The sequence below is a fragment of the Streptomyces sp. NPDC044044 genome, from assembly GCF_056434405.1.
In genome coordinates, this window is sequence record NZ_JBWKFG010000006.1 from 265,153 (window position 1) to 278,354 (window position 13,202).

Here is a 13,202-nt window from a genome sequence, read left to right on the forward strand (position 1 = left end):
ACCATGTACGTCAGTTCGTCAGTTCGCGTACCGCGGGTGCACCAGAGTGGAGGGGGTCAACCCCCGCATCCGCGTCCGTTCGGCGGACGCCACGTCCACCCGCAGCAGCCCGGCCGTCCGGGGCGGGTCGAGGACGGGGCGGGATCCGGCCGCCAGGACGAAGCCCCAGTCGCGCGGCGCCGACGCGCCGTCCGCCGTCCGGTCGGGGCCCGCCGCGAACCCGGAGAGACGGCCGCCCACGCGGTACGGCTCGGTCCGCAGACCCGCCGCCCGCAGCGTCGCCTCCACCGTCCAGAAGGCGCGGGGCCGCGCGGCGACAGGCCCCGCGTGCACGGAGAGACGGCCGCCCGCGGCCAGGGCCCGGCACACGAGGCCGTAGAACTCCTGGGAGTAGAGCTTGGTGCTCGCGGTGATGCCGGGGTCGGGCAGATCGGAGATCACCACGTCGTACGTACGAGGGGGCGAGCGCAGCCAGCGGAACGCGTCGGCGTGCACCACGCGCACCCGGGGGTCGCGGTACACCTGCTCGTTCAGCTCGCTCAGCGCGGGGTCGCTGCGCGCCAACTCCACCACCCCCCGGTCGAGTTCGACGATGTCCACCCGCCGCACCCCGGAATGCCGCAGCACCTCGCGCGCCGCGAGGCCGTCGCCGCCGCCCAGGATCAGCACGCTCTCGCGGCGGCCGTTCATCGCGGGGCCGACGAGCGCGCGGTGGTAGCGGTGCTCGTCGCGGCCGCTGACGCGCAGGCGCCCGTCGAGGTAGAGGTCGAGCGAGTCGAGCCGGCCGCCGGTGAGGACCACTTCCTGGACGTCGGTCTGCACGGCGACCCGTACGTCCTTGCCGTAGACCGCCCGCCGCGCCGCCGCCTCGAAGTCGCCGACGAGCACGGCGGCCGAGGCGAGCACCCCGAGGACGGTGACGTTCGCGACGAGCAGCGCCCAGCGGCCGCGCACGCTCAGGTCGTGCCGGAAGAGACCGAAGACGAGGGCGCCGCCCGCGAGCGCATTGACCGCGCCGGTGATCAGCGCCCCGGTCAGCTGGCCGAGCAGGGGGAGCAGGAGGAAGGGGAAGGCGAGGCCGCCCACCAGCGCGCCCACGTAGTCGGCGGCGAACAGGTCCGAGACCGCGCCGCTGGGGTCCTGCCGTCTGATCCGCTGGATGAGCACCATCAGGAGCGGCACCTCGGCGCCGATGAGCAGGCCGATGGCGAGCGAGAACGCGACGAGCAGATACCGCGAGCCGCCCGCCCAGACCTCGCCCCGGTCGCCGGTCCAGGCGAACGCCGCGTACAACGCCATCGCGCTCAGCCCGCCGACCAGTGCGAGCGCGGACTCGACCAGGCCGAATCCGGCGGCGGCACGGCACCGCAGGCGCTTGGCGAGCAGGGAGCCGATACCCATGGCGAAGACCATCACGGAGAGGACCACCGACGCCTGCGTGACCGAGTCACCGATGAGGTACGAGGCGAGGGCGACGAGTTCGAGTTCGTACACCAGACCGCAGGCCGCGCAGATGAAGACGCCCGCCAGGACGAGGAACCGCCCCGTCCTGGGCGTCACGGGTAAAGGCGTTGACGGCTCGATCACCTTGGGAACGCTACGTCACCGAACTCTCACGTCCAGTCACCCACAAGGGTGCACCTCGACGTCAGAGGTGTAAATGGGGTGCGGCAAGGGGCACTTGGTGACGCCCTGGTCGGCCCTTGGCCGGAGCGCCGCGAGCGGCCCGGTCGGAGCGCCGCGAGCGCCCTGGTCGGAGCGCCGCCAGCGCCCCGGGCCGCCGCTCAGAGAGTCGCCGGCATCCGAACTCCCACGCGAGTGCGGGTCGCGACGAGTTGCCCGTCCTGCGGGTAGGCGTGCCAGGTGCGCCATTGCACCGAGCCCTCGTGCCGCTGCGCCAGCATCGCCGTGAACGCGTGCGGGCTGCCGGGAAAGACCCCCGCGAGGCCGTGCGGATGCTCGGCCACCAGGGCGAGCAGCTCCTGCGCTCGCCCCGCGAACTGGCCGCGCGAGAGGGTCTCGACGCGCGCCGCGAATTCGTACTCCCACTCGCCCAGGCGCTTGGAGACGCCGAGCGGGAGTGGCGTACTGCTGCCGGGGATGCAGGCGACGGTCTCGGAACAGGTGCCCTGCTCCTCTTCGAGGAGCACCTGGTGCGAGGCCCCCAGGAGCCTCAACTCCATTTTGGCATCGCTGAGTTCGAGTTCGAGTGTGGCGAGCGCGGGCAGCGGCTCGCGCCCAAGGGTCCAGGCGAGGTCCGCGGCGCACGTGTCGGTATAGACAGTCTTCAGGGTCGTGAGCATGGGTCGGCTCCGCTAACACGCAATGGAGGTGGTGCCGGCGCACCCGGTCGGACACCGGGCGGTCGGAATGCCGGCTCGTGCCCACGCGAACGAACGGCCTGTTTGTCCAAGTCGTCCGTACGAGGGCGGTGCTGACGGTTAAGAGGGAATCATGGACTGCTGCACTGCCACACCATTTTTACCCAACTTCGGAGGGTTTCCATCCCCTCGGGGGCTGCACAGTTCAACTGTTCAATGGCTCAACGACAAAGTGCCCGGCAGGAGTTGCCTCCCACCGGGCACTTCAACAGATGGACGGACCAGCTGCCCCGTGTCAGCTGCCTCCGCCACCACCACAACCGCCACCGCCACCGCCGCCGCACGAAGAGCTGCCGCCGCAGGACGAACCGCCGCCACAGGAGCTGCCGCCGTGGTGGCCGCCACTGTCACCACCACCGACCCACCAGCCGCCACCGGCCGCGGAACCTGACGCACCGGCCCCACCGGAGTGCGACCTCTTACCGCTTCCCTTGCCACTGGCAACAGCGAGTGCGACGACGACCAGAACAACCGCGACAAACACGAAGACCAGGATCATGACCTCCACGCCCCTTTCCGTTCCCCCGAAGCAGGCCCCCCGTGGGTCCGCGTTCTCTTTTCACGTTGTACTTGCGTGAAAGGGGAATGCCCTCGTGCACGCTGACCCAAAGCAGAGTTGAGCAAGTTCAGAGGGTTCTCGCGGGGCAATTGCCCCTGACCTGATCAGGGGGCAGTTCAAGGGCTGTTAGCGCCTCACTGCCTTCTGTGGCCGTGATTTCCTGCGCAGGAGGCGCCAAGGCCCTGGCCGATGGCGCGAGGGGTGAGCTCTCGACTGTCGGGCACCGGGTTCGAGCGCCGGACCGGTGCCCGTCAGCGGGCTCTCGCTCGGCCCGGCCAGCGAAGCGAGCGCCGCAGACCTGAGCCCCCGAGTAGAGGCAGCCGCGCGCTCAGTCACGTCGCGGCGTTTCGCCTTGTCATAAAAATCGAACATGTGATCTAGTCGCATGCATGGAGCCTTCGATTCCCGATGACCTAGTACGCATACAGCGGGAGTGGACTGCGACCTACGCGCAGCTTGCCCAGCAGCCGGGCCGCACCGCACTGCGCCGCCGATTGCTCGCGCTCTCCATGGCACTGGCACGGCGCCCGCTGAGCCCTGCCGAGCGCGCCGAACTGCGGCAGCGTGCCCGCTCGGACGGCGCCGGACAGTGAGTCTCACCGAGCGCCAGGAGCAGATCCTTCGCTGCATCAGGGAAGCGATAGCCGAGACGGGTGTGTGCCCCACCCTCGAAGAGATCGGGGCCGAGGTGGGGCTTTCGAGCAAGTCGGCCGTGCATTACCAGCTGAAGCGCCTCGAAGCGCTCGGGGCCATCGCTCGTGCCGGCCACCGTGCCCGGATATATCGGCTCGCCTGACTCCCGTACGTAGCCACGCCTCGGGCATCGCTTCAGGCCGCCAAGCCCCTACGTGAGTTGAGGAACCCCAGAAGTTCGGCGCAGGATGGCGGCCATGACCTCCACTTCCGGGAACGCGCGCCCGCTGCTCAACCGCCGCCTCGCCGAGTTCGGTACGACGATTTTCGCCGAGATGTCTGCGCTTGCCGTGAAAACGGGGGCCATCAACCTCGGCCAGGGCTTCCCGGACACGGACGGTCCCGAGGAGATCCGTGAGGCCGCGGTGCGCGCGCTGCGGGACGGGCGCGGCAATCAGTACCCGCCGGGCCCCGGCATCCCCGAGCTCCGCACCGCCGTCGCCGAGCACCAGCGGCGGCAGTACGGCCTCTCGTACGACCCCGACCGCGAGGTCCTGGTCACGGCGGGTGCCACCGAGGCGATCGCGGCGTCCCTGCTCGCCCTGGTCGAGCCCGGCGACGAGGTGATCGCCCTGGAGCCGTACTACGACTCGTACGCGGCGTCGATCGCCCTGGCCGGCGGCAGGCGCGTGCCCGTGACGCTGCGCCCGGACGCCGCCGAGGGGCGCTTCCGGCTCGACCTGGACGAGCTGCGCGACGCGATCACGCCCCACACCCGGCTGCTGCTCCTCAACACCCCGCACAATCCGACCGGCACGGTCCTGACCCGCGCGGAGCTCACCGAGATCGCGAAGCTCGCGGTCGAGCGCGACCTCCTCGTGGTCACGGACGAGGTCTACGAACACCTCGTCTTCGACGACGGCGACGGCACGACGCACATCCCCCTCGCCTCGTTCCCCGGCATGCGCGAGCGCACGGTGACGATCGGCTCCGCGGGCAAGACCTTCTCGTACACCGGCTGGAAGGTCGGCTGGATCACGTCCACGCCCGAGCTCGTGACGGCGGTCCGGTCGGCGAAGCAGTTCCTCACGTATGTGTCGTCGGGTCCGTTCCAGTACGCCATCGCCGAGGCGCTCGCCCTGCCGGACTCGTACTTCGCGTCCTTCCGCGAGGGCATGCGGGCCAAGCGGGACCTCCTGGGTGAAGGCCTCACGGCGGCCGGCTTCGACGTCTACCGGCCTGCGGGCACGTACTTCATCACCACCGACATCCGTCCCCTCGGCGAGAGTGACGGCTTCGCCTTCTGCCGTGCCCTGCCCGAGCGCGTCGGCGTGGTCGCCATCCCGAACGCGGTCTTCTACGACCACCGGGAGGCCGGCGCCCCGTTCGTGCGCTTCGCGTTCTGCAAGAAGGACGAAGTCCTCGCGGAAGCGGTCTCCCGGCTCAAGTCGCTGTGACCGGCGCAGGTCTCACGTCTCCGTTTCGCACGGCTCCGTTTCGCACGGCTCCGTAACGCGAGAGCCCGGCCGGGGAGCGCCCATCTGCGTGGTGGGCGTCCCGGCCGGGCTCTCGCGCGGACGTGGGGCCTAGGCCTCGTCGCCGGGCTTCTCTTCACCCTCGGTGGCGTCGACCTCGGCCTCGAGGCCGAGCTGCTCGACGAGCCACTTGTCGAACTCGATCGCGGCGCGCACCCAGCTGACCGTCGACGACACGAAGTGCTCGAGGGAGACTCCGGTGCCGATCAGCATCTGCGCCTCGCCGATGAGGCGGACGGTGCCGTCGTCGTGGGTGTGCGTGTAGACCTTCGGCCACAGGGTGCGGCGGTTCCAGTCGTCGATCGCCTCGAGGAGCTGGGACTTCTCCTCGATGCCGTGCGCGCGGTCGTAGAACGTCCGCACCGAGAAGACCTGCTGGTCCCCTTCGCCACGGAACATGAAGTACGTGCGGAACTCCTCCCACGGCGCCGCGAGGTCACCCTCTTCGTCGACGACGTGCTTGAGCTCCATCTGGTCCAGGAGCTGCTTGACCAGGTCCTGGTCGGGGACAACGGGGCCCGCCGGTCCATCGCCCTGCTGCGGTTCGGGCTGTCCCCCGAAATTCGGAATCGAGGACGGGTCGATGCTCACGTGCTTAGTCCCTTCGTACGGATTCCGCCATCCTGCCCCATGTCGGGCGGGGGCCCGCAACCCCCGCCCCCGATGTGACCGGGTTATGCCGCCCTGAAACCCTTCACAGGGTCTTTCCCGCTGAATTTCCGGGGGTGCTTCCGGGTGTGCTTCCAGCTGTACTTCCTGCTGTGCTTCCGGCGCTCTCTCCTGTCGCGGGGCCGACGATCAGGCCGTCGCCGAAGGTGTCCACGCGGACCGTGTCCCCGTCCTTCACCTCGCCCGAGAGGATCTCCTTGGCGAGCCGGTCGCCGATGGACGTCTGGATGAGGCGCCGCAGGGGCCGCGCTCCGTACGCCGGGTCGTTGCCCTCGTCCGCCAGCCACGCGAGCGCCTCCGGGGAGACCTCCAGCGTGAGCCGCCGCTCGGCGAGCCGCTTGGCGAGCCGCTCGATCTGCAGCTCGGCGATGTGCGCGAGCTCGTCCTTGCTGAGCGCGGAGAAGACCACGAGGTCGTCGAGCCGGTTGAGGAATTCCGGCTTGAAAGAGGCCCGTACGACTTCCAGGACCTGCTGCTTCTTCTCCTCCTCGGAGGTCAGCGGCTCGACGAGGTACTGACTGCCGAGGTTCGACGTCAGGACCAGGATGGTGTTGCGGAAGTCCACCGTCCGCCCCTGCCCGTCGGTGAGCCGCCCGTCGTCGAGGACCTGGAGCAGCACGTCGAAGACCTCAGGGTGCGCCTTCTCGACCTCGTCGAGCAGGACGACGCTGTACGGGCGCCTGCGCACGGCCTCGGTGAGCTGGCCGCCCTCCTCGTAGCCGACGTACCCGGGCGGGGCGCCGACCAGCCTGGCCACGCTGTGCTTCTCGCCGTACTCGCTCATGTCGATGCGGACCATGGCGCGCTCGTCGTCGAAGAGGAAGTCCGCGAGGGCCTTCGCCAGCTCGGTCTTGCCGACGCCGGTCGGGCCCAGGAAGAGGAAGGAGCCGGTGGGGCGGTCGGGGTCGGCGATACCGGCCCGCGTGCGGCGCACGGCGTCCGACACCGCCTGCACGGCCTCGGTCTGCCCGATGAGCCGCTTGCCGAGCTCCTCCTCCATGCGCAGGAGCTTCTGCGTCTCGCCCTCCATGAGGCGTCCCGCGGGGATGCCGGTCCAGGCTCCGACCACATCGGCGATGTCGTCGGGACCGACCTCCTCCTTGACCATCGTGTCCTTGGAGACCTCCTCCTCGGCCTCGGAAGCGACCTCAAGGTCGTGTTCGAGGGTGGGGATCTCTCCGTAGAGCAGCTTGCTCGCGGTGTCGAAGTCGCCGTCGCGCTGGGCGCGTTCGGCCTGGCCGCGCAGCTCGTCGAGCTTCTCCTTCAGCTCACCGACGCGGTTGAGGGACTGCTTCTCCTTCTCCCAGCGCGCGTTGAGCCCGCGCAGCTCCTCCTCCTTGTCGGCGAGGTCGCGCCGCAGCCTTTCGAGGCGCTCCTTGCTCGCGGGGTCGGTCTCCTTGCTGAGCGCCAGCTCCTCCATCTTCAGGCGGTCGACGGCGCGCTGGAGTTCGTCGATCTCCAGCGGCGACGAGTCGATCTCCATGCGCAGCCGGGACGCGGCCTCGTCGACCAGGTCGATGGCCTTGTCGGGAAGGAAGCGGGAGGTGATGTACCGGTCGGAGAGCGCGGCGGCCGCGACGAGTGCGCTGTCGGCGATCTGGACCTTGTGATGAGCCTCGTAGCGCCCCTTGAGCCCGCGGAGGATCGCGATGGAGTCCTCGACGCTCGGCTCGTCGACGAGGACCTGCTGGAAGCGGCGCTCCAGGGCGGGGTCCTTCTCGATCCGCTCGCGGTACTCGTCGAGGGTGGTCGCGCCGACCATCCGCAGCTCGCCGCGGGCGAGCATGGGCTTGAGCATGTTGCCGGCGTCCATGGCGGAATCACCCCCGGCACCGGCCCCCACGACGGTGTGCAGCTCGTCGATGAAGGTGATGATCTGCCCGTCGCTCTCCTTGATCTCGGAGAGGACGGTCTTGAGGCGCTCCTCGAACTCACCGCGGTACTTCGCGCCCGCGACCATGGCCCCCAGGTCGAGCGAGACGAGCCGCTTGTTCTTGAGGGACTCGGGGACGTCCCCCTTCACGATGCGCTGCGCGAGCCCTTCGACGACGGCCGTCTTGCCGACGCCGGGTTCGCCGATGAGGACGGGGTTGTTCTTCGTGCGCCGGGACAGGACCTGCACCACGCGCCGGATCTCCTGATCCCGCCCGATGACGGGATCGAGCTTGCCCTCCCTGGCGGCGGCGGTGAAATCGGTGCCGAACTTCTCCAGGGCCTTGTACTGACCCTCCGGGTCCTGAGTGGTCACCCGGCGTCCTCCCCTTGCCTTCTCGAACGCGTCGAGCAGCTTCTTGGCGGTGGCCCCGTGCTGGCTCAGGACCTCACCCGCGGGACCGCCCTTGGCGGCGATGCCGATCAGCAGATGCTCGGTGGAGAGGTAATCATCGCCCAGCTCCTTCGCGCGCTGCGAGGCGTCGGCGATGACCGCGAGCAGCTCGCGGTTGGGCTGCGGGGGCGCGACGGTGGATCCCGTGACGCTGGGCAGAGTGCTCAGCGCCCGCTCGGTGTCGGCGCGGACGGCGGCCTGGTCGGCCTCGACCGCGGCGAGCAGGTCGGTGATGTTCTCGTTGTCCTGCCCCTCGAGCAGCGCGAGCAGCAGATGCGCGGGGGTCAGGTCGGGGTGCCCGTCCTTCACGGCCAGGTTGCTGGCCGCGTTGATCGCGTCCCGGCTCCTGTTGGTCAGCTCGGCGTCCACGTAGTCGTCTCCTCCTTGCGATCCTGCGATCTTGCGATCCGTATGGCGTACGGCCGGTATGGCGTAGGGCCTGGCGGGTGTACGGCCTGGCGGATGTACGGCCCGTCCGGCGTACGGCCTGGCGGGTGCCCTCCGCCCCACCTGACTTAAACAGCGTACATAAAGTTGAGTCTATTCCACTCAAGGAAGCGAGGGCAGGGTGCGCGGGGGGGCGAGGGCAGGGTGCGCGCGGGCGGCGGTCGGGCGGCGGTTAGGTTCGCTGCATGGCCATGGACCCGCATCACCCGACCCCCGCCTACCTCAGCTTCTGGCGCGAACGGCATCTCTGCACGCTGACGACACTGCGCCCCGACGGCACCCCGCACGTCGTTCCGGTCGGCGTGACGTACGACCCGGAGGCGGGTGTGGCCCGCATCCTTGCGAGCGGGTCGAGCGCAAAGGTCTCCCACGTCCGCGCGGCGACGGGGTCGGGCGACGAGGGGCCGGGCGACGGGGGGCCGGGGGCGCGGGTGGCGGTCTGCCAGGTGGACGGGCGGCGCTGGGCGACGCTGGAGGGGTACGCGCGGGTGCGTACGGAGGCTGCGGAGATCGCGGAGGGCGAGCGGCGCTACGAGGAGCGGTACGAGAGGGCTCCGAGGGTGAATCCGAAGCGCGTGGTCATCGAGATCACGCTGACGCGGGCGATGGGCAGCAGGGCCGTGACGGCGGAGTAGCTCGCCCTTCGGCCGCGGGGAACGGGGGACGGAGCCGGGGCCGGAGCTGCAACCGGAGCCGGGGCCGGGGCCGGGGCACACCACAGCGGCGCCACCGTGTTCAGGTCCACGGTGGCGCCGCTGCTGGGGGAAGCACCTGCGCGATGTACAACGACGGGGGATCGCGTCAGGCGCTGCGGGGGGTGGCTGTGATGGCTCCTGTAGTGCTCGAACTCTGCTGGTCCTGCTGCTCTCCGGGCCGGCCGGGGTCACCGACCAGCTGGTGGTCACGCCGGTCGAGATTGACGAAGACCATCCCGTACCGAATGGCACACCGCACGGGCTGCGGGGCGCCGCGCGGCTTGCGGAGGCACCGGTAGGCCCGGATCTCCTCCTCGTCGTCACGGGTGACGACTACCGGCTCACCGAGGAGCGTGACCATCAAGGAGTCGCCTGCGTGGGGTATCGCGGTGGCGAGATCGATGAAGTGCCAGCCGGATCGGTAGGCGGTGGCCATTTCTCGGCGGAAGGTGCGGTCGTCGGGGGGAGTACTCATGACGCGACACCCTCAGCCCCAGGCAGGACATTCCAAGAGACATCCCCCTTGGCGGCCTGCGTTGCGACACCGCTTCCCGAGGCGCCCCCGGAGGAGTTCCAGGAAACGTCACCCGCAGTTGCAAGGGTGAACGCCGCGGCAGCGACGGTCATGACTAGCGCCGAGCGAAGCATTCTCGTGAACATCGTCAGCTTCGTCCTCACTTGGTAGGTCCTATCCCCCGGCTCCAGAAAGACGATGTCTTAATCCAGCACGTCGAGGCCACAGGATCGATGCATCATGTTCCTGTACGTACAGGACCCTGGGGGGTGGAGAATTGCTCACAACAAGCACGAAACCGACACATCCCCACCCCATCACTGAGTTCTGCGATGAGGGGGCGCGTCTCTATGCAAGCGCCCTGAGTGCGGGGCGCATCGCCCGGGCGGAGATTGAACCCGCCCCCTGCTTGGTCGAATTCGCGCTGTTGCACCCGGATCCGGACGACGCGAATTGGCTGCGTCCCGTACCGCCGTCCGCCATCCTCACGCAGCGCCTTCACCCCATCGAGCGCGAGATCAGGGACCGGCGACAGCTCACCATCGAACTAACCGATGTGTTTGAGCCTTTCATGAACATCAGTTCACAACCATCGGTGGCCACGCACGCCATCACGGTCCTCGAAGGCTTGGCGAGTATCAACGCCACACTGGACGCGGCGACAGCCGTATGCAGGGAGGAAATACTCACCATCCAGCCCGGCGGCGTTCGCGGCGGCGACATGCTCTCCCAGTCCCTGGAACGTGTGCGAGAACCTCTGGACCGAGGCGTGCGCATGCGAACGCTGTATCAGCACACGGTGCGCCACGGCCCTGGCGTCTTCGCCTACCTCGAGCAGCTCGACCCCCGCCAGATCCAGGTCAGGACGCTGGAGGAGCTGATCGACCGAATGATCATCTTCGACCGGGCGACAGCGGTCATACCCGCCCGCCGTGACCGACAAGTAGCCCTGGAGCTCCGTCATCCGGGCCTCGTCGCGTACCTTGCCTCCGTCTTCGACCAGTTCTGGGAGCAGGCGACCCCGCTGCGCGAGGAAACCCCTTACAGCCCGGCGCACAACGGAATTACCGGCGTTCAACGCACCATCGCCAAACTCCTCATCGACGGTCACGTCGACGAGGCGATCGCCCGCCGCCTCGGCATGAACGTCCGTACTTGCCGAGCCCACATCGCCAAGATCGCCGCCGCACTGGGCAGTGGAAGCCGGGCCCAGCTCGGCTATCTGATAGCCCAGTCGGGCATCCTCGACCAAGATCGCCCCGAATGACGGTGGAAGCCCACTCCCACGGCCCGGAAGAGTTGTGTGACGCGGGGACACAGCTCTATGTGCGCGCGCTGCGAGAGAGACGGGTCGCGCGCGATGACGCACGGGCGGCACCGTGTCTGGTCGACTTCGGCCTCCTGCACCAGGACGAGAAAGACGCCCGGTGGCTGAAACCGACAGCCCCCGCTGTGGCTCTTCCCCGGCTGCTCGGGGCCATCACCGAACGCATTACGGAGCAACGCCGCCATGGGGCGCGACTGGCCGCGGCGTTCGAACCGCTCATGGCGCTCGGCGCAGGCGCCGCCAATGCCCCCGCCTCGAGCGCCCCCGTCGCCGTCACCGTACTGCGGGGAATTCCACGGATCATCGAAGTCATCGATCAGGCCGTGGCAGTGAGCTCGGAAGAAGTTCTCACGATCCAGCCCGGTGGCGCCCGCCCGGTCGACATATTGGCCGCTGCCATCCCGCGCGAGCAGGCACTGCTCTCCCGTGGAGCGCGGATGCGGACCCTCTACCAGCACACGAACCGGCATGACCTGGCAGCCCTCGCCCACTTCGAGCAACTCGACGGCGATGTTGAGGTGCGCACTCTGGACGAGGTGACGGAGCGGCTGTTCCTCTTCGACCGCACCGTCGCGTTCATTCCGGCCAGCGCGGACCGCTCCGTCGCACTGGAACTGCGTCATCCCGCCATCATCGAGTTCCTCGTCACGGCCTTCTACCGCCAGTGGCGCCTTGCGACGCCCATGTTCCCGCATGCGGCGCCGCAGCCCACGAAGGACGGCGTCACCACCCGGCAGCACGCCATAGCCAGCCTCCTCGTCGAGGGCCTCACCGATACCGAGATCGCCACCCGCCTCGGCATGAACGTGCGCACGGCCCGCGTCCACATCGCCAAGCTCGCCACCATCCTCGACAGCCGGAGCCGGACCCAGCTCGGCTATCTCATAGGGCGGTCCGGGATTCTGAACCCCGAGACATGAGCGCGGAGCCGCAGAGGACTCAAGAGACGCGGAGAGCGGAGGTCAGAGAAGTGGAGACGGCCATGGAGCACGTACCGCACACCGCCGAGCAGCTCTGCGAGCCCGGCCTGGCCGTCTACACCCGCGCCCTGCGCGAGGGCCGCGTCCGCAGCGAGGACGCCGCGCAGACCCCCTGCCTCGTCGACTTCGGCCTCCTCCACCCCGACCTGGACGACATGCGGTGGCTGCACCCCACCGCGCCGGCCGTCGCCCTGCCCCGGCTGCTCCGCACCTTCGAGGACCGCGTCGAGGACCAGCATCGGCTGGAGAGGCGCCTGGCCTCGGCGTTCGAGCCGCTCATCGCCCTGGACGCGGAGCTCAACTCTGTCGAAGAGAACCCCGCGATCACCGTCCTCGACGGCCTGGAACGCATCAACGCCGCCATAGACCGGGCCATGCGCGACGTCACCGAGGAGTTCCTCGCCATCCAGCCCGGCGGCACACGCCCGCCGGAGACCCTCGCCGAAGCGCTCCCCCGGGACCAGGCGATCCTCAGCCGCGGCTGTCGGATGCGCACGCTCTACCAGCACACGACACGTCATTCCCTGCCCGTGCTCGGCTACTTCGAGCAGCTGGAGGGCGATGCCGAGGCCCGCACCCTCGACGAAGTCACCGAGCGCCTCTTCGTCTTCGACCGGACGGTGGCGTTCATCCCGGCCAGCAAGGACCGCAGCGTGGCCCTCGAAGTGCGCCACCCGGGCCTCGTCGAGTACTTCGCCACCACGTTCTGGCGGTTGTGGCGCCTCGCCACCCCCATGTGGCCCCAGGCCGCGCCCCAGCCCGCCGAGAACGGCATCACGCCTCGCCAGCGCGCCATCACCAAGCTTCTCGTCGAGGGCCTGACCGACGCCGAGATCGCGGAACGCCTCGGCATGAACATCCGCACGGCCCGCGTCCACATAGCCAAACTGGCCACCACTCTGGGCAGCCGAAGCCGTGCCCAACTCGGCTATCTAATAAGCCAGTCGGGGATCCTGAACACGGACGACTGAGCCCGAAGAAGCGCTCGCCGGTGCACAATAATGCGCCCCTGCACCATTCGTCCCCTCCTCAGCGAGATGCACTGCAACAAGATGACGCTGGCGGCACATCCCCAGCCGCACCAAGGTGGATGTCGGCGGAGCTAGCCCGGTTCGGGTCGATCTCGCGCCACCATC

At 69.1% G+C, this 13,202-nt stretch carries 11 protein-coding genes and 1 pseudogene; 7 read left to right on the forward strand and 5 right to left on the reverse strand.

Going from position 1 to position 13,202, the window contains the following annotated elements; translation table 11 throughout:
* Positions 1-18: 18 nt before the first annotated feature.
* Complete coding sequence (locus AC07AG_RS23720) at positions 19-1,587, reverse strand: polyamine aminopropyltransferase (RefSeq protein ID WP_478757416.1); 1,569 nt, start codon at positions 1,585-1,587, stop codon at positions 19-21.
* Between the two features lie 197 nt (positions 1,588-1,784).
* Positions 1,785-2,303 carry a DUF2617 family protein gene (locus AC07AG_RS23725; RefSeq protein WP_478757418.1) on the reverse strand — a complete coding sequence of 173 codons (519 nt, stop codon included), beginning with the start codon at positions 2,301-2,303 and terminating at the stop codon, positions 1,785-1,787.
* Between the two features lie 1,026 nt (positions 2,304-3,329).
* Here AC07AG_RS23725 and AC07AG_RS23730 point away from each other — a divergent pair.
* From AC07AG_RS23730 to AC07AG_RS23740, 3 genes are all read left to right on the forward strand, one after another.
* Positions 3,330-3,533: a hypothetical protein gene (locus tag AC07AG_RS23730; protein WP_478757420.1), complete on the forward strand. Its 204-nt coding sequence runs from the start codon at positions 3,330-3,332 to the stop codon at positions 3,531-3,533.
* The gene (locus AC07AG_RS23735) at positions 3,530-3,736 is read left to right on the forward strand and encodes a LexA family protein (protein WP_478757422.1); all 207 of its coding nucleotides are present in this window, start codon (positions 3,530-3,532) and stop codon (positions 3,734-3,736) included. Before AC07AG_RS23730 ends, AC07AG_RS23735 begins: the two co-directional genes overlap by 4 nt.
* A gap of 85 nt (positions 3,737-3,821) precedes the next feature.
* On the forward strand, positions 3,822-5,030 hold the full coding sequence (locus tag AC07AG_RS23740; protein WP_478757423.1) for a pyridoxal phosphate-dependent aminotransferase: 1,209 nt from the start codon (positions 3,822-3,824) through the stop codon (positions 5,028-5,030).
* A 129-nt stretch (positions 5,031-5,159) separates the two neighbouring features.
* On the opposite strand, the gene AC07AG_RS23745 is transcribed toward AC07AG_RS23740, so the two are convergent.
* Both AC07AG_RS23745 and clpB read right to left on the reverse strand, forming a co-directional pair.
* Positions 5,160-5,699 (reverse strand): YbjN domain-containing protein, encoded by a 540-nt coding sequence (locus AC07AG_RS23745; protein ID WP_478757425.1) that lies wholly within the window; start codon positions 5,697-5,699, stop codon positions 5,160-5,162.
* Positions 5,700-5,880: 181 nt separating this feature from the next.
* Positions 5,881-8,472 (reverse strand): annotated as a pseudogene (clpB, locus tag AC07AG_RS23750) (ATP-dependent chaperone ClpB); the annotation flags it as partial.
* 263 nt (positions 8,473-8,735) lie between these two features.
* Here clpB and AC07AG_RS23755 point away from each other — a divergent pair.
* Positions 8,736-9,185, forward strand: a complete 450-nt coding sequence (locus AC07AG_RS23755) for a pyridoxamine 5'-phosphate oxidase family protein (RefSeq protein WP_478757426.1) — start codon at positions 8,736-8,738, stop codon at positions 9,183-9,185.
* 166 nt (positions 9,186-9,351) lie between these two features.
* Here AC07AG_RS23755 and AC07AG_RS23760 read toward each other — a convergent pair whose 3' ends face one another.
* On the reverse strand, positions 9,352-9,720 hold the full coding sequence (locus AC07AG_RS23760) for a hypothetical protein (RefSeq protein ID WP_478757428.1): 369 nt from the start codon (positions 9,718-9,720) through the stop codon (positions 9,352-9,354).
* A gap of 316 nt (positions 9,721-10,036) precedes the next feature.
* Here AC07AG_RS23760 and AC07AG_RS23765 point away from each other — a divergent pair, with 316 nt between their 5' ends.
* The 3 genes from AC07AG_RS23765 (at position 10,037) to AC07AG_RS23775 (ending at position 13,037) form a co-directional block, all read left to right on the forward strand.
* Positions 10,037-11,026, forward strand: a complete 990-nt coding sequence (locus tag AC07AG_RS23765; protein WP_478757430.1) for a helix-turn-helix transcriptional regulator — start codon at positions 10,037-10,039, stop codon at positions 11,024-11,026.
* The gene (locus AC07AG_RS23770) at positions 11,023-12,006 is read left to right on the forward strand and encodes a helix-turn-helix transcriptional regulator (RefSeq protein ID WP_478757431.1); all 984 of its coding nucleotides are present in this window, start codon (positions 11,023-11,025) and stop codon (positions 12,004-12,006) included. Before AC07AG_RS23765 ends, AC07AG_RS23770 begins: the two co-directional genes overlap by 4 nt.
* Before the next feature lie 62 nt (positions 12,007-12,068).
* Entirely contained in the window at positions 12,069-13,037 is a 969-nt protein-coding gene (locus AC07AG_RS23775) for a helix-turn-helix transcriptional regulator (protein ID WP_478757433.1), read from the forward strand.
* The last annotated feature ends 165 nt before the right edge of the window (positions 13,038-13,202 follow it).

Excerpts from the sequence above, each read along its gene's own strand:
- AC07AG_RS23770 (WP_478757431.1), top strand. The coding sequence starts at position 11,023 with ATGACGGTGGAAGCCCACTCCCACGGCCCGGAAGAGTTGTGTGACGCG.
- AC07AG_RS23730 (WP_478757420.1), top strand. The coding sequence starts at position 3,330 with ATGGAGCCTTCGATTCCCGATGACCTAGTACGCATACAGCGGGAGTGG.
- AC07AG_RS23760 (WP_478757428.1), bottom strand. The coding sequence starts at position 9,720 with ATGAGTACTCCCCCCGACGACCGCACCTTCCGCCGAGAAATGGCCACC.
- AC07AG_RS23775 (WP_478757433.1), top strand. The coding sequence starts at position 12,069 with ATGGAGCACGTACCGCACACCGCCGAGCAGCTCTGCGAGCCCGGCCTG.
- AC07AG_RS23740 (WP_478757423.1), top strand. The coding sequence starts at position 3,822 with ATGGCGGCCATGACCTCCACTTCCGGGAACGCGCGCCCGCTGCTCAAC.
- AC07AG_RS23725 (WP_478757418.1), bottom strand. The coding sequence starts at position 2,303 with ATGCTCACGACCCTGAAGACTGTCTATACCGACACGTGCGCCGCGGAC.
- AC07AG_RS23755 (WP_478757426.1), top strand. The coding sequence starts at position 8,736 with ATGGCCATGGACCCGCATCACCCGACCCCCGCCTACCTCAGCTTCTGG.